The sequence below is a fragment of the Massilia putida genome, from assembly GCF_001941825.1.
Lineage (GTDB): Bacteria > Pseudomonadota > Gammaproteobacteria > Burkholderiales > Burkholderiaceae_D > Telluria > Telluria putida.
In genome coordinates this window covers 100674-116941 of the sequence record NZ_CP019037.1, presented here as the reverse complement: position 1 = coordinate 116941, position 16268 = coordinate 100674, and the positions used below count along the sequence as shown (strand labels likewise).

Sequence of the window (16268 nt, the reverse complement as noted above, 5' to 3'; positions counted from 1 at the left end):
CGCGCGCGGGCGACCCGCCGCACAAGCATGGCCAACAATGCCCGCGGCCCGGCCACCCGATCCGGCCGGAACCGATAACAACGACCACGGAGACACGCATGACCCCATTCGCCTCACTGCGCGTGCTGGCGGGCAGCTGCGCCATGCCCATCCTCGGCGGCGCCGCGCTCGCCGCGCCGCCCGACGCGCCGCCGCCGCCGCAGGCGGAAGCCGACGCGACGCCGCCAGTACCCCGGATCATTGTCACCTCGCAACGGCGCGAACAGGCGCTGCAGGACGTGCCGGCGGCCGTCACCGCGATCGACGCCCGAGAGCTGGCCCGGCGCCAGATCGGCGACATCAAGGCGCTCAGCGCCAACGCGCCGTCGCTGCTCATCAGCGATACCCCGGTGGGCAAGAACAACATGATCATCGGCATGCGCGGCATCGTGCCCACCTCGATCTCGTCGAACAACGATCCGACCGTCGGCATCTACGTCAACGGCGTGTACTACGCCCGGACCGCCGGTGCCAACGCGGCCCTGGTCGACATGGACGCGGTGGAGGTCGTCCGCGGACCGCAGGGCACGCTGTTCGGCCGCAACACCATCGGCGGGGCACTGAACATGACCACCAAGGCACCGAAACAGGTGTTCGAAGGCAGCGTAGTCGCGGGCGTGGGCAACTACGACCAGCGCGCGCTGACCGGCATCCTCAACGTGCCGCTGGGCGCCGCCACGGCGCTGCGCCTCGTCGTCGACGGACTCAGGCACGACGGCTACGGGCGCAGCGCGCCGCTCGGCGAGCCGCTGGGCGACGAGAACCGGCGCTATGTGCGCGCCTCGCTGCGCACCCGGCCGTCGCGCGACCTGCTGGTCGACCTCACCTACGACAAGTTCCGCAGCGATGCCGCGTCCCAGGTCTGGATCGTCAACTACTTCGATCCCGCCATCGCCGCGCGCGCGCTGGCGCCGATCGGCCGGTATGTCCAGGACGGCGGCTACACCAGCCAGGCCGGCTTCAACCCGCGCAATACGACCGACGTCAACGACTCGACCGCCACGCTGCGCTGGAACACGGGGCCGGCCACGCTCAAGTCGATCAGCGCCTACCGCCATCTCGCCACCGTCAGCGGCTACGACCTCGACGCAACCCCGCTGTTCGTTAACCAGTTGCAGCGCTATGCCGTCGACGGCCACCAGTTCACGCAGGAGCTGCAGATGTACGGCAACGCGCTGGACGACCGCCTCGACTGGATCGCCGGCGCCTACTACCTCGGCGAGGCGCTGCGTGACAGCAGCCTCGTGACGACGCCGTCGGGAACCAACACCCTGGGCCGCCTGAACGCGTTCGATTCGCGCCAGACCTCCGTCAGCGTGTTCGGGCAGCTGACCTATACCGTGCTGCCGCGGCTGCGCGCCACCGCCGGCGCGCGCCTGGTGCGCGACGAACGCAGCGTCGACTACAACGCGCCGCGCTACCTGCTGCAGACCGGGGCCATGCTGGCCGGCAGCGCCGGCTGCGCCCTGGCTGCGGCCGGACTCGACCAGGGCGGCTGCCATTACGTGCCCCCATCGCTGCGCGCCAGGTACGTGCCGTGGACGCTGGGCCTGGACTACAAGCTGGAAGACGGCACGCTGGTGTACGGCAAAGTGTCGCGCGGCTTCCGCTCGGGCGGCTTCCAGCCCGCCGGCGCCACCAGCGCCTTCGGCTATGCCCCGTTCGACAAGGAACAGGCGCTGTCGTACGAGGCGGGCGCGAAGATGGAACTGCTGGGACGCAGGCTGCGCCTGAACCTGGCGACGTACGTGACCAAGTACAAGGCTATCCAGCAGATCGCGCCGCAGTTCCCGCCCGGCAGCACGACCACCATCAGCTCGGTCGTGAACGCGGGCGACGCCACCATCAAGGGGCTGGAAGCGGACGCCCTGCTGCGCCTGGCCGACCTGACCCTCAGCGCCGGCATCGGCCTGACGGATCCCGAGTTCGACAATGGACCGTTCAAGGGCCTGTCCTTCGTGACGACCGCGAAGACCACGGTCGCGCTGGGCGCAGATTACCCGCTCGCCACGCCGCTCGGCCCGCTCGACCTGCATCTCGACTACGACTGGCGCTCGAAGGTGGCCTACTTCCAGCCTGTGAATACCAACACCCTGCCCTTCCAGCCCCTGACGGCCGGGCAAGTCGCGTCGAACACCCAGCCGGCCTTCGGCCTGCTGAACGCCATGGCCACGCTCAAACTGCGCGGCGACCGCACGCGACTCAGCCTGTGGAGCAAGAACCTGGCGGGCAAATACTACTGGGCGCGCTCGAACTCCTTCTACATCCAGGGCTACAACAACCAGACGCCGGGCGATCCGCGTACCTTCGGCATCAACCTCGAGCGCCGCTTCTAGCGCCATCCTGGAAACCCACTATGCAAATCCTTCCGCGCCAACGGCTGGCGGCCCCTTATCCCAGCCTGGGCTACGCCGCCTGGGTGATCGGCGTGCTGTTCCTCGTCACCCTGTTTTCCCAGCTCGACCGCCAGTTGCCGGCCTTGCTGGTGCGTCCGATCCGGGCCGAATTCCAGATCTCGGACACGGCGTTCAGCCTTCTGCAGGGGTACGCCTTCTCGATCTGCTACACCCTGATGGGCCTGCCGCTCGGCCGCCTGGTCGACCGCGCGGTGCGGCGCAACCTGATCGTCTGGGGCCTGCTGTTCTGGACCGTGATGACGGCGGTGTCCGGGTTCGCCGGCTCGTACGCCGTCCTGTTCCTCGCGCGCATGGGCGTGGGCGTCGGCGAGGCCGTTCTCGCGCCGGCCGCGTACTCGATCATCGCCGACTATGTCGCCCTGGAGCGGCGCGGGCGCGCACTGGCCTTTTACTATACGTCGCTGGCCGTCGGGTCCGGAGCATCGATGCTGCTGGGCGGCTGGCTGCTGGGCGCGATCCCCAAGGCGGGCATGGCGCTGCCGCTGCTGGGCACGCTGCCCGCCTGGCGCATCTGCTTCCTGGCCGCGGCCGCGCCGGGCATCGTGCTCGGCCTGCTCCTGCTCACCGTGCGTGAGCCGCTGCGGCGCGAACAGGGCGCGGAAGCGCGGCACAGCACGGTCGCCGAGTTCACCGCCTTCCTCAAGCAGCACCGCGCCACTTTCGCACGCCTGCTGACATACCCCGCGCTGCTCGCGATGATCGGCTACGGCATGCTGTCGTGGGCGCCGGCCCTCTTCGACCGGCGCTTCCACATGCCCGCCAGCCGCGCCGGCATCGTACTCGGCGCCATCATCGCCGCGGCCGGCCTGGGCGGCACCCTGCTCGGCGGCTACCTCAGCGACCGCTGGCTGCGCAAGCGGGTGCGCGCCGCGCGCTTCAAGGTCGCGCTGGTCGGCACGCTCGTGTGCGCCCCGCTGGCGGCACTGTGGCCGCTGGCGAACGAGGCCACGACCGCCTTCGCGCTGCTCGGCTGCTCGGTGCTGGGCCTGAGCATCGCACAGTCGGCGGCGCCGGCCTGCATCCAGGAAGTCTGCCCGAACAATCTGCGCGGGCAGGCGATCTCGGTCTACCTGTTGATCGCGGGTCTGCTCGGCATCGGACTGGGCCCGACGCTGGTCGCGCTGGTAACGGACCGGATCTTCCACGACGATGCGATGCTGCACTGGGCGATCAGCGCCACGGTCCTGCCCACCGCGCTCGCCGCGCTCTGGCTGTGCTGGACCGGCTTGCGTCCGTTCGAAGCGACGCGCGAACGGGTCCGCGGCGATGCGTAGGCGTGGACCACGACCGCCCGGCGGCGACGCAGAGCGGGATCCCCTGCTGGCGGAGCGATTCGCCATCGCCCTGCATGCTGCCGCACGCGCCTGGCGTGTCGCGCTCGACAACCGTTTGAAAGACCTGGCCGTGGGTTCGGGTGCCTGGATGGCCATTGCGGTCCTGGCCCGTTCGGATACGGTCCTGTCGCAGCGCGCGCTGGCGGACCGCCTCGGCATCGAAGCGCCGTCGATGGGCCTGATGATCGACCGTCTGGTGGATGCCGGTCTGGTGGCACGCACGGCGTGCCCGGGCGACCGTCGCATCAAGCATGTGCGCCTCACCGATGCCGGGCGCGAACGGTATGGGAGAGTGCATGCGGAAGCCCGCGCATTTCACGCGCACGTGCTGGCGGACGTCGATCAGGCGCTGGTCGAACGGGTGACCAGCCTCTTCGAAACGCTGCGGGACCGGGCCGCGGAAAGATGCCTCGACCACTGAATTGACATGCCTACCAATATGGAGACCACATCGTGAACAACCTGATAGCCCTGCCGGGCCTGACCTTTGACCACGGCGAAGACATCGCCGCCCTGCGCGAAGCTGTACAACAGTTCGCCGCGAGCGAAATCGCCCCTCGCGCGGCCGAGATCGACCGCACCGACCAGTTCCCGATGGACCTGTGGAAAAAGATGGGCGAGCTGGGCCTGCTCGGCATCACCGTCGGCGAGGAATACGGCGGCGCCAACATGGGCTACCTGGCGCACATCGTCGCCATGGAGGAAATCTCCCGCGCATCGGCCTCCGTCGGCCTGTCGTACGGCGCGCATTCGAACCTGTGCGTCAACCAGATCAAGCGCAACGGCAACGAAGAACAGAAGCGCAAATACCTGCCGAAACTGATCTCGGGCGAGCACGTCGGTGCCCTGGCCATGTCCGAGCCGAACGCCGGCTCCGACGTCGTCAGCATGAAGCTGCGGGCCGACCTGAAGGGCGACCGCTACGTGCTGAACGGCACCAAGATGTGGATCACGAACGGTCCGGACGCCGACACCCTCGTCGTCTACGCCAAGACCGATATCGAGGCCGGCCCGCGCGGCATGACCGCCTTCCTCATCGAGAAGGGTTTCAAAGGTTTCTCGATCGCACAAAAGCTGGACAAGCTGGGCATGCGCGGTTCGCACACGGGCGAACTCGTGTTCCAGGATTGCGAAGTACCTGTCGAAAACGTGCTGGGCGGCGTCGGCAAGGGCGTGAACGTGCTGATGTCGGGCCTGGATTTCGAACGCACCGTCCTCTCCGGCGGTCCGCTGGGCATCATGTCCGCCTGCATGGACGTCGTCGTCCCGTATATCCACGAGCGCAAGCAGTTCGGCCAGGCGATCGGTGAGTTCCAGCTGATGCAGGGGAAGATCGCGGATATGTATTCGACGATGATGGCATGCCGCGCGTACGTGTATGCCGTCGGCCAGGCGTGCGACCGCGCATCGAACCCGGAACAGGTGCGCGCCCTGCGAAAGGACGCGGCCGGGGCCATCCTGTACAGCGCAGAAAAGGCGACGTGGATGGCCGGCGAAGCGATCCAGACGCTGGGCGGCAACGGCTATATCAACGAATATCCGGTGGGCCGCCTGTGGCGCGACGCCAAGCTGTACGAGATCGGTGCCGGCACGAGCGAAATCCGCCGCATGCTGATCGGGCGCGAGCTGTTCGGCGAGACCGCTTGACGAGGACCCGCCATGACTGAACTCGACTCCAAACTGAATCCGCGCAGCGACGATTTCAAAGCCAACGCCGCCGCGATGCAAACCCTCGTCGACGACTTGCGCGCCAAGGTGGCGCAGGTCGCCAAGGGGGGCGGCGAGGCCGCGTGCGCCAAGCACGTCGCGCGCGGCAAGCTCCTGCCGCGCGAGCGCGTGCAGATGCTGCTCGACCCTGGCACCCCGTTCCTCGAATTTTCCCAGATGGCCGCCTACGCGATGTACGACGATGCGGCGCCGTCCGCCGGCATCATCACGGGCATCGGCCGCGTGGCGGGCCAGGAATGCGTCATCGTCTGTAACGACGCCACCGTCAAGGGCGGCACGTATTACCCGATGACGGTCAAGAAGCACTTGCGGGCGCAGGAGATCGCCGAGCAGAACAACCTGCCCTGCATCTACCTCGTCGACTCGGGCGGCGCCAACCTGCCGAACCAGGACGACGTGTTCCCCGACCGCGACCACTTCGGCCGCATCTTCTATAACCAGGCGAATCTGTCGTCGAAGGGCATCCCGCAGATCGCCGTCGTGATGGGTTCCTGCACGGCGGGCGGCGCGTACGTCCCGGCGATGAGCGACGAATCCATCATCGTCAAGGAACAGGGCACGATCTTCCTGGGCGGTCCGCCACTCGTGAAGGCGGCGACGGGCGAGGTCGTCACGGCCGAGGACCTGGGCGGCGGCGACGTGCACACGCGGCTCTCCGGCGTGGTGGACCACCTGGCACAAAACGACACACACGCGCTGGCACTGGCGCGCACGATCGTCTCGAACCTGAACCGCATCAAGCCGCAGCAGGGCTCGCTGCGCGAAGCGGCGGAGCCGAAGTACGCGCCCGAAGAACTGTACGGTGTCATCCCCGTCGACACGAGAAAACCGTTCGACGTGCGCGAAGTCATCGCGCGCATCGTGGACTCCAGCTGCTTCGACGAATTCAAGGCGAGATACGGCACGACGCTCGTCTGCGGCTTCGCCCACATCTTCGGCATGAAGGTCGGGATCATCGCCAACAACGGCATCCTGTTCTCGGAGGCGGCCTTGAAGGGCACGCACTTCATCGAACTGTGCTGCCAACGCAAGATTCCGCTCGTCTTCCTGCAGAACATCACCGGCTTCATGGTCGGCCGCAAGTACGAAAACGAAGGCATCGCCCGCAACGGCGCCAAGATGGTCACCGCGGTCGCGACGGCATCGGTCCCCAAGTTCACCGTGATCATCGGCGGGTCGTTCGGCGCCGGCAACTACGGCATGTGCGGCCGCGCATTCTCGCCGCGCTTCCTGTGGATGTGGCCCAACGCGCGCATCTCCGTGATGGGCGGCGACCAGGCGGCGTCGGTGCTGGCGACCGTCAAGCGCGACGGCATCGAGGCGCGCGGCGGCCAGTGGAGCGCGGACGAAGAGGCCGCGTTCAAGCAACCGATCAAGGAACAGTACGAACACCAGGGCCACCCGTATTACGCCACCGCGCGCCTGTGGGACGATGGCGTGATCGATCCGGCCGATACGCGCATGGTGCTGGGCCTGGGTCTCTCGGCCGCGCTGAATGCGCCGATCGAGGACACGAAGTTCGGCGTGTTCCGCATGTGAGGAGACAGACATGGACTATCAAACCCTCACCGTCACGATCCTTGATCGCATCGGCCACGTCACGCTGAACCGCCCGGAGCTGCGCAACGCGTTCAACGAACAAAGCATCGCCGAACTGGCCCTCGCCTTCGACGAGCTGGGACGCCATGAGCTCGTGCGCGCCATCGTGCTGGGCGCGAACGGCCCCGCGTTCTGCGCGGGCGCGGACCTGAACTGGATGAAGAAGATGGCCGGTTATTCGGACAGCGAAAACCGCGCCGACGCCATGCGCCTCGCCGACATGCTGCGCACCATTTATGTTTGCCCGAAGCCCGTCGTGGCGAAGGTGCAGGGCGACTGCTACGCCGGCGGCATGGGCCTCGTGGCCGCGTGCGACGTGGTCGTCTCTGTCGATACGGCCAACTTCTGCCTGTCCGAAGTGAAGCTCGGGCTGATCCCGGCGACGATCTCGCCGTACGTGATCAAGGCGATGGGCGAGCAGGCCGCGCGCCGGTACTTCCTCACGGCCGAGCGCTTCGACGCGAAGGAAGCCCATCGTATCGGCTTCGTGCACGAGATCGTGGCGGCCGCGGAACTCGACGCGAAGGTCGCGGGCATCGTGCAGGCGCTCGCGAACAACAGCCCGAACGCCGTGCGCGCAGCGAAGACACTCGTGCGCGAGATCGCGGGCGAACCCGTCACGGAGGCGCTGCTGGAAGACACGGCGGACCGCATCGCGCTGATCCGGGCCTCAAGCGAAGGACGCGACGGCGTGACCGCCTTCCTCGACAAACGCAAGCCGGCCTGGCTGCCATAAATACAAGGAGAACGACTTGTTCGACAAAATTCTGATCGCCAACCGGGGCGAGATCGCATGCCGGGTTGCCGCGACCGCGCGCCGTCTCGGCATCAAGACGGTCGCCGTGTATTCCGAAGCCGATGCGGATGCGAAGCACGTCGCGGCATGCGACGAAGCGTTCCTGCTCGGCCCCGCGGCGTCCAACGAAAGCTACCTGCGCGCCGAGAAAATCATCGATGCGGCGCTCGCGACCGGGGCCCAGGCCATCCATCCGGGCTACGGCTTCCTGTCGGAAAACGAAGCGTTCGCCGAAAGCTGCGCGCGCGCGGGCCTCGTCTTCATCGGACCGCCCGCCTCGGCCATCCGAGCGATGGGCTCCAAATCGGCCGCCAAGGCCCTGATGGAATCGGCCGACGTCCCCCTGGTACCCGGCTACCACGGCGAGAACCAGGACGCCGGCTTCCTGCGTGACCAGGCCGACCGGATCGGCTACCCGGTGCTGCTCAAGGCAAGCGCGGGCGGCGGCGGCAAGGGCATGCGCATCGTCGAACGCGGCGAGGATTTCGAGGCCGCGCTGAAATCCTGCAAGCGCGAGGCGATCAGCAGCTTCGGCGACGACCGCGTGCTGGTGGAGAAATACCTGATCCGGCCGCGCCACATCGAGATCCAGGTGTTCGCGGACACGCACGGCGATTGCGTCTTCCTGTTCGAGCGCGACTGCTCCGTGCAGCGGCGACACCAGAAAGTGCTGGAAGAAGCGCCGGCGCCCGGCATGTCGGAACAGCGGCGGCGCGCGATGGGACATGCCGCGGTCGCGGCGGCGAAGGCGGTCGGCTACGTCGGTGCCGGCACCGTCGAATTCATCGCCAACCAGGACGGCAGCTTCTACTTCATGGAGATGAACACGCGCCTGCAGGTGGAGCATCCGGTCACGGAAATGATCACCGGTACCGACCTGGTGGAATGGCAGCTGCGGGTCGCCGCCGGCGAGCCGCTGCCGAAGCGCCAGGACGAACTGCATATCCATGGCCATGCGCTCGAGGCCCGCGTCTACGCGGAAAACCCCGAAAAAGGGTTCCTGCCGTCGATCGGGACCCTGCGCCACCTGCGCACGCCGGCCGCGGTTCACTTCGAACTCGGCCAGGGCGCGAGCGCCGCGGACCCGGCCGCGGTCCGCATCGATTCCGGCGTGCGCGAGGGCGACGGCATCTCGCCGTTCTACGACCCGATGATCGCCAAGCTGATCGTCTGGGGACGGGACCGCAAGGAAGCCTTGGCGCGCATGGCGCAGGCGCTCGCCGGATACCAGGTGGTCGGACTGGCCACCAACGTCGCCTTCCTCCAGCGGCTCGTGACGAGCGCGCCGTTTTCCGGTGCCGACCTGGACACCGGCCTGATCGAACGCCATCGCGACAGCCTGTTCCCGTCGCCCCGTCCCGCGTCCCTCCCCGTGCTGGCACTGGCTGCGGCGCTGCTGCTCGACGACGGCCGGCAAGCGGGCGTCACGGACCCGTGGGCCGGCGCACACGGATGGCGGATGAACGGCACGCTGGCGCGCCGGCTCGAGCTCGGCGACAATGCCGGCACGCAGGTCCTGGAGATCGCGTACCGGCGTGAGGGATGGCAGGTCCAGGTGGGCGGCCAGGTGGCGTCGATGTCCCTGGCCGGGCGCGAGGACACGCAGTTCACGATCAAGCTCGACGGCGCCGTCGTGCGCGGCCACGTCGTGCGCGACGGCCAGGCCATCCACGTGTTCCACGCCGGCCAGCATGTGACGCTGCAGTACAGCGATCCGCTGGCCCATGCTGGCGACGCCGAAACCGAAGGCGGCCGCCTGACCGCGCCCATGCCCGGCAAGATCGTGGCGCTGTTGACGGCGCCGGGCGCGGTGGTCGAAAAAGGCACGCCGCTGCTGATCATGGAAGCGATGAAGATGGAACACACGATCATCTCGCCGGCCGGCGGCATCGTCGAAGAACTCCTGTACGCCGTGGGCGACCAGGTGTCCGACGGCGTGCAACTGCTGACCTTCAGGGCCGCTTGAAGGAAACATGATGAGTCTGCCAACGCATGTGAAACTCGTCGAAGTCGGCCCGCGCGACGGGCTGCAGAACGAGAAGGAAACGGTCCCGGCCCAGGCCAAGATCGAACTGGTCGAACGCCTCGTGGACGCCGGCCTGACCAACGTCGAAGCCGCTTCATTCGTCTCGCCCAAATGGGTGCCCCAGATGGCGACGTCGGGCGAGGTCATGGAAATGATCCGGCGTCGTCCCGGCGTCGTCTACTCGGCGCTCACACCAAACATGAAAGGCTTCGAAGCGGCACTGGCCGCCCGTGCGGACGAAGTCGTGATCTTCGGCTCCGCGTCCGAGGCCTTCTCTGAACGCAATATCAATTGTTCGATCGCCGAATCGATCGAGCGGTTTCGCGAAGTGGCCCGGGCCGCGAAGGCGCATTCGATCCGGCTGCGCGGCAGCATCAGCTGCTCGTTCGGCTGTCCCTACCAGGGAGCGGTGGCACCGGAGGACGTGGCCGACGTCGTCCGCCGCCTGCGCGACCTCGGCTGCGACGAGATCGATATCGCGGACACCATCGGCACCGGTACGCCGGCGCTGGTCAATGCGGTGTACGAAACGGTCGCGAAAGACTATCCGCTCGCGCGGCTGTCCGGCCATTTTCACGATACCTACGGCCAAGCCCTGGTCAATATCTATGCAGCCCTGCAACTCGGGGTATCGACCTTCCATTCCTCCGTCGCGGGCCTCGGCGGTTGCCCCTACGCGAAAGGGGCGACCGGCAATGTGGCGACCGAGGACGTCCTGTACATGCTCGACGGACTCGGCATTCACACCGGGGTCGACCTCGAGAAGGTGGTCGAAGCGGGACAGTTCATCTCCCGGCAGCTGGGGCGCGCGGGGTCGAGCCGGGCCGGCAATGCGATCGCGGCGAAGCGCCACTCATCGAATCAAAACGTATAGATCATCATGGTAGACACAAGCAATTTCCCCGAACAATACGGTCAGCGCGAGACGATGGAATACGATGTGGTCATCGTCGGCGGCGGCCCCGCCGGGTTGTCCGCCGCGATCCGGCTCAAGCAGCTTGCCGCCGCCAAGGGGACCGACGTCTCGGTCTGCGTGCTGGAAAAGGGCTCCGAGATCGGCGCGCACATCCTGTCGGGCGCGGTCATGGACCCGATCGCAATGAACGAGCTGTTCCCGGACTGGAAGGAGCTGGGCGCGCCGCTGAACACTCCGGTGACCGAGGACCGGTTCCTGTTCCTCACCGAACGAAAAGCCTACCGGACGCCCACCTGGGCCTTGCCCGGCTGCTTCCAGAACCACGGTAACTATGTCATCTCGCTCGGCAATGTGGTCCGCTGGCTGGGACAGCAAGCCGAAGCGCTTGGAGTGGAAATTTTCCCCGGCTTTCCAGCCGCCGAAGTCCTGTATGACAACGACGGGTCGGTGCGTGGCGTGGCCACGGCAAACATGGGTGTCGATCGCCATGGCAATCCTACCGACGCGTTCCAGCCCGGCATCGAACTGCACGCCAAGTACACGTTCTTCGCCGAAGGCGCCCGCGGCCACCTCGGCAAGCAGTTGATCGCCAGATTCAAACTGGACAAGGATCGCGACCCGCAGACCTACGCGCTGGGCATCAAGGAATTGTGGGAGATCGATCCGGCCAAACACCAGCCCGGCCTCGTCATTCACAGCGCGGGCTGGCCGCTGGATGCGGAGACCTATGGCGGATCGTTCCTCTACCACCTGGAAAACAACCAGGTCGCGGTCGGGTACGTGATCGGCCTGGGCTACGAGAATCCCCATCTGTCGCCGTACGAGGAATTCCAGCGTTACAAGACCCACCCGGAGATCCGCAAATTCTTCGAGGGCGGCAGGCGCATCTCCTATGGCGCGAGGGCGCTTGCGGCCGGCGGGCTGCAGTCGCTGCCGAAATTCGTCTTCCCGGGCGGCGCGCTGATCGGCTGCGACGCCGGCTTCCTGAATGCCGCGCGCATCAAGGGCAGCCACGCCGCCATGAAGACGGGCATGCTGGCGGCCGAGGCGGCATTCGACGCGCTGGCCGGCGGCAGGGCCGGGGACGAGCTGGCCGCCCTGCCCCAGGCGTTCCGCCATTCGTGGCTGTACGACGAGCTGCACAAGGGGCGGAACTTCAAGCCCAGCATGTCGTTGGGCTTACGTACGGGCACGCTGATGGTGGCCATCGACCAGATCGTCTTCCGCGGCAAGGCGCCCTGGACGCTGCGCCACCGGCATGCCGATCACGAACGGCTGCGCCCCGCGTCCGACTTCGCGCCCATTGCTTACCCGAAGCCGGACAATGTACTCAGTTTCGATCGCCTGTCCTCGGTGTTCATCTCGAATACCAACCATGGCGAAGACCAGCCTGTCCACCTGAAGCTGCGCTCGGACACGCTGCCCGTCCAGGTGAATCTTGCCAGGTACGATGGCCCGGAACAGCGTTACTGCCCGGCGGGCGTCTACGAGTTCGTGCGATCGGACGTCGACACGCCGCGGCTCCAGATCAACGCCCAGAACTGCCTGCACTGCAAGACCTGCGACATCAAGGATCCGCTGCAGAACATCGTGTGGGTGACGCCGGAAGGCGGCGGGCCGAATTATCCCAACATGTGAAGGCGGTTTATCGTGACTAACCTGTCGAATGCAGTATTGAAAGCGCACGATCCCACAGTGGCCGGCGAGAGCGCAGCCGTATACGTGGCCTCGTTCGAAAACCTGCGCATGCTAGATATCGAGTCGGTCGGCGGCAAGAACGCGTCGCTCGGCGAGATGATCAGCCAGCTGGCCGAGGCCGGCGTGCGCGTGCCGGGCGGTTTCGCCACCACGGCCCAGGCGTTCCGCGACTTCCTGAACCACTCGGTCGACGGCGGTCCTTCGCTGGGCGAGCGCATCGCCAAGCGCCTGGAAGGTCTCGACGTGGACGACGTCCGCACCCTGGCCGCCAGCGGCGCCGAGATCCGCCAGTGGATCATCGACACCCCGTTCCAGCCGCGCCTGCAGGCGGAAATCGAAGCCTTCTACGACCGCCTCGTGGCCGATTCGGACACGGAAGTGTCGTTCGCCGTCCGTTCGTCCGCCACCGCGGAAGACCTGCCGGACGCCTCGTTCGCGGGCCAGCAGGAGACGTTCCTGAACGTCGTCGGCATCGACAACGTGCTGGAAGCGATGAAGCACGTGTTCGCGTCGCTGTACAACGACCGCGCGATCTCGTACCGCGTGCACAAGGGCTTCACCCACGCCGAGGTCGCGCTGTCGGCCGGCGTGCAGCGCATGGTCCGTTCCGACACCGGCGCCGCCGGCGTCATGTTCACCATCGACACGGAATCGGGCTTCAAGGACGTCGTGTTCGTCACGTCGAGCTACGGCCTGGGCGAGACCGTCGTGCAGGGCGCCGTCAACCCGGACGAGTTCTACGTGCACAAGCCGATGCTGGAACAGGGCAAGAAGCCCGTCATCCGCAAGAACATCGGCTCCAAGCTGATCAAGATGGAATTCACGAAGGAAGCCAAGGCCGGCCGCTCCGTGCAGACCGTCGACGTGCCGATCGAGCAGCGCAACCGTTATTCGCTCACCGACGAGGAAGTCGTCGAGCTGGCCAAGTACGCCGTCATCATCGAGAAGCACTACGGCCGCCCGATGGACATCGAGTGGGGCAAGGATGGCCGCGACGGCAAGCTGTACATCCTGCAGGCGCGTCCGGAAACCGTGAAGTCGCAGCAGAAGGCGACGGATTCGCAGCAGCGCTTCAAGCTGAAGGGCACGGGCACCGTGCTGACGTCGGGCCGCGCGATCGGCCAGAAGATCGGCGCCGGTCCGGTCCGCGTCATCAACGACCCGTCCGAAATGGAAAGAGTGCAGCCGGGCGACGTCCTCGTTGCCGACATGACCGACCCGAACTGGGAACCGGTCATGAAGCGCGCGTCGGCCATCGTGACGAACCGCGGCGGCCGCACGTGCCACGCGGCGATCATCGCCCGTGAACTGGGCGTGCCGGCCGTCGTCGGCTGCGGCGACGCGACCGAGACGCTGAAGGACGGCACGTTCGTGACCGTGTCCTGCGCCGAAGGCGACGAAGGCCGCATCTACGAGGGCGAACTCGCGTTCGACATCACCCACGTGAAACAAGGTGAACTGCCGAAGATCCCGGCGAAGATCATGCTCAACGTCGGCAATCCGCAGCTCGCGTTCGACTTCCAGTCCGTGCCGAATGCGGGCGTCGGTCTCGCCCGCCTCGAGTTCATCATCAACAACAACATCGGCATCCATCCGAAGGCAATCCTCGCCTACCCGGACATCGACGCCGACCTGAAAAAGGCCGTGGAATCGGTGGCGCGCGGCCACGCGTCGCCGCGCGCGTTCTACGTCGACAAGCTGGCCGAAGGCGTGGCGACGATCGCCGCCGCGTTCTGGCCGAAGCCCGTCATCGTGCGCCTGTCCGACTTCAAGTCGAACGAGTACAAGAAGCTGATCGGCGGTTCGCGCTACGAGCCGGACGAGGAAAACCCGATGCTGGGCTTCCGCGGCGCCGCGCGCTACTTGGCCGAGGACTTCGCCGAATCGTTCGAGATGGAATGCATGGCGCTGAAACGCGTGCGCGACGAGATGGGTCTGACGAACGTCGAGATCATGATCCCGTTCGTGCGCACCTTGGGCCAGGCCGAGAAGGTCATCGCGCTGCTGGCGAAATATGGCCTGAAGCGCGGCGAGAACGGCCTGCGCGTCATCATGATGTGCGAAGTGCCGTCGAACGCCATCCTGGCCGAGCAGTTCCTGCAGTACTTCGACGGCTTCTCGATCGGTTCGAACGACCTGACGCAGCTCACGCTGGGTCTCGACCGCGACTCCGGCATGGAGCTGCTCGCGAACGACTTCGACGAATCCGATCCCGCTCTGCAGGCGCTGCTCACGCTCGTCATATGGGCCTGCCGGTCGAAAGGCAAGTACGTCGGCATCTGCGGTCAGGGGCCGTCGGACAACCCGGACTTCGCCGTGTGGCTCATGGAGCAGGGCATCGAGTCGATGTCGCTTAACCCGGACTCGGTGATCGATACGTGGCAAAAGCTGGCCGGGGCCGCACGTATCGGATAGGGGCCCAAAAGAATACCTGGAATCGTCCTGCGCGATCCGTCCATCACTATCAACTGGAGATGTCATGAAACGTGAAGTTGTAATCGTCAGCGGTGTCCGTACCGCGATTGGCTCTTTCGGCGGCAGCCTGAAAGATGTCCCGCCGACCGAGCTGGCCACCCGGGTCACCGGCGAGGCATTGCGCCGTGCCGGCGTCGACGGCGAAGAAGTCGGCCATGTCGTATTCGGCAATGTCATTCACACCGAGCCCCGCGACATGTACCTGTCGCGCGTGGCCGCCATCGAGGCAGGTATCGGCGAGCATGTGCCCGCCCTCACCCTCAATCGCCTGTGCGGTTCCGGCCTGCAGGCCGTGATCTCGGCCGCGCAATCCGTGCTGCTGGGCGACTGCGATGTCGCGGTGGCGGGCGGCGCCGAGAGCATGAGCCGCGCGCCGCACACGAGCAGCGCGCTGCGCTGGGGCACCCGCATGGGCGAGGTCGGCTTCACCGACATGATGACCGGCGCCCTCACCGATCCATTCAACACGATCCACATGGGCGTCACGGCGGAGAACGTGGCCGAGCGCCATGCCGTGTCGCGCGAAGAACAGGACGCCCTGGCACTGCAATCGCACCGCCGCGCCGCCCATGCCACCGAGGCCGGCTACTTCCGCGAACAGATCCTGCCGATCAAGCTGCAGTCGCGCAAGGGCGAGATCGTGTTCGACAAGGACGAGCACACCCGCGGCAACACCACGCTGGAAGACCTGGCCGCCATGCGGGCCGTGTTCAAGAAAGGCGGCACCGTTACGGCCGGCAACGCCTCCGGCATCAACGATGGCGCCGCGGCCCTGGTACTGATGGAACGCGGCGAGGCCGAGCGCCGCGGCATCAGGCCGCTGGCGCGCCTGGTGTCATATGCTCACACCGGGGTCGATCCGCAACACATGGGCATCGGCCCGGTGTCGGCAAGCCGCAAGGCGCTGGAGAAAGCCGGGTTGACCGTTGCCGACATGGATGTAGTCGAGGCCAACGAAGCCTTTGCCGCACAAGCCTGTGCCGTTGCCAAGGAACTGGAGCTGGACCCCGCCAGGGTCAATCCCAACGGTTCTGGCATCGGCCTCGGCCATCCGATCGGCGCCACGGGCGCCATCATCACCGTCAAGGCGATGTACGAACTGCAGCGCAACGGTGGCCGCTACGCGCTGGTGACCATGTGCATCGGCGGTGGCCAGGGCATCGCCGCCGTCTTTGAACGCATGTAGTGATCCCGCCGTGTCCAGCCTGTCTGCCATTGCCGCGTTGCGCCGAGCGTGCGC

11 protein-coding genes are annotated in these 16268 nt (G+C 66.6%); all 11 read left to right on the top strand.

Translation table 11 applies throughout. The features are described 5' to 3' along the window. Positions 1-98: 98 nt before the first annotated feature. Positions 99-2375: a TonB-dependent receptor gene (locus BVG12_RS00910; RefSeq protein WP_075790744.1), complete on the top strand. Its 2277-nt coding sequence runs from the start codon at positions 99-101 to the stop codon at positions 2373-2375. Positions 2376-2395: 20 nt separating this feature from the next. After that, a complete protein-coding gene (locus tag BVG12_RS00905; protein WP_075790743.1) occupies positions 2396-3730 on the top strand; it encodes a spinster family MFS transporter in 1335 nt (444 codons plus the stop codon). Then, positions 3723-4211, top strand: coding sequence for a MarR family winged helix-turn-helix transcriptional regulator (locus BVG12_RS00900; protein WP_075790742.1), 489 nt, complete (start codon positions 3723-3725; stop codon positions 4209-4211). The genes BVG12_RS00905 and BVG12_RS00900 overlap by 8 nt, the downstream gene beginning before the upstream one ends. Positions 4212-4252: 41 nt before the next feature. Beyond that, a complete protein-coding gene (locus tag BVG12_RS00895; protein ID WP_075790992.1) occupies positions 4253-5437 on the top strand; it encodes an isovaleryl-CoA dehydrogenase in 1185 nt (394 codons plus the stop codon). 12 nt (positions 5438-5449) lie between these two features. Beyond that, positions 5450-7057 carry a carboxyl transferase domain-containing protein gene (locus BVG12_RS00890; protein ID WP_075790741.1) on the top strand — a complete coding sequence of 536 codons (1608 nt, stop codon included), beginning with the start codon at positions 5450-5452 and terminating at the stop codon, positions 7055-7057. A 10-nt stretch (positions 7058-7067) separates the two neighbouring features. Beyond that, a complete protein-coding gene (locus BVG12_RS00885; protein WP_075790740.1) occupies positions 7068-7853 on the top strand; it encodes an enoyl-CoA hydratase/isomerase family protein in 786 nt (261 codons plus the stop codon). A 16-nt stretch (positions 7854-7869) separates the two neighbouring features. Further along, positions 7870-9879, top strand: a complete 2010-nt coding sequence (locus BVG12_RS00880; RefSeq protein WP_075790739.1) for an acetyl-CoA carboxylase biotin carboxylase subunit — start codon at positions 7870-7872, stop codon at positions 9877-9879. 10 nt (positions 9880-9889) lie between these two features. Next, positions 9890-10813, top strand: a complete 924-nt coding sequence (locus BVG12_RS00875; RefSeq protein ID WP_075790738.1) for a hydroxymethylglutaryl-CoA lyase — start codon at positions 9890-9892, stop codon at positions 10811-10813. Positions 10814-10819: 6 nt separating this feature from the next. Next, the gene (locus BVG12_RS00870; protein ID WP_075790737.1) at positions 10820-12493 is read left to right on the top strand and encodes an electron transfer flavoprotein-ubiquinone oxidoreductase; all 1674 of its coding nucleotides are present in this window, start codon (positions 10820-10822) and stop codon (positions 12491-12493) included. Positions 12494-12601: 108 nt separating this feature from the next. Continuing rightward, positions 12602-14968 (top strand): phosphoenolpyruvate synthase, encoded by a 2367-nt coding sequence (ppsA, locus tag BVG12_RS00865; protein WP_229503643.1) that lies wholly within the window; start codon positions 12602-12604, stop codon positions 14966-14968. 64 nt (positions 14969-15032) lie between these two features. Then, positions 15033-16214, top strand: coding sequence for a beta-ketothiolase BktB (gene bktB / locus BVG12_RS00860; protein WP_075790735.1), 1182 nt, complete (start codon positions 15033-15035; stop codon positions 16212-16214). Positions 16215-16268 lie beyond the last annotated feature (54 nt).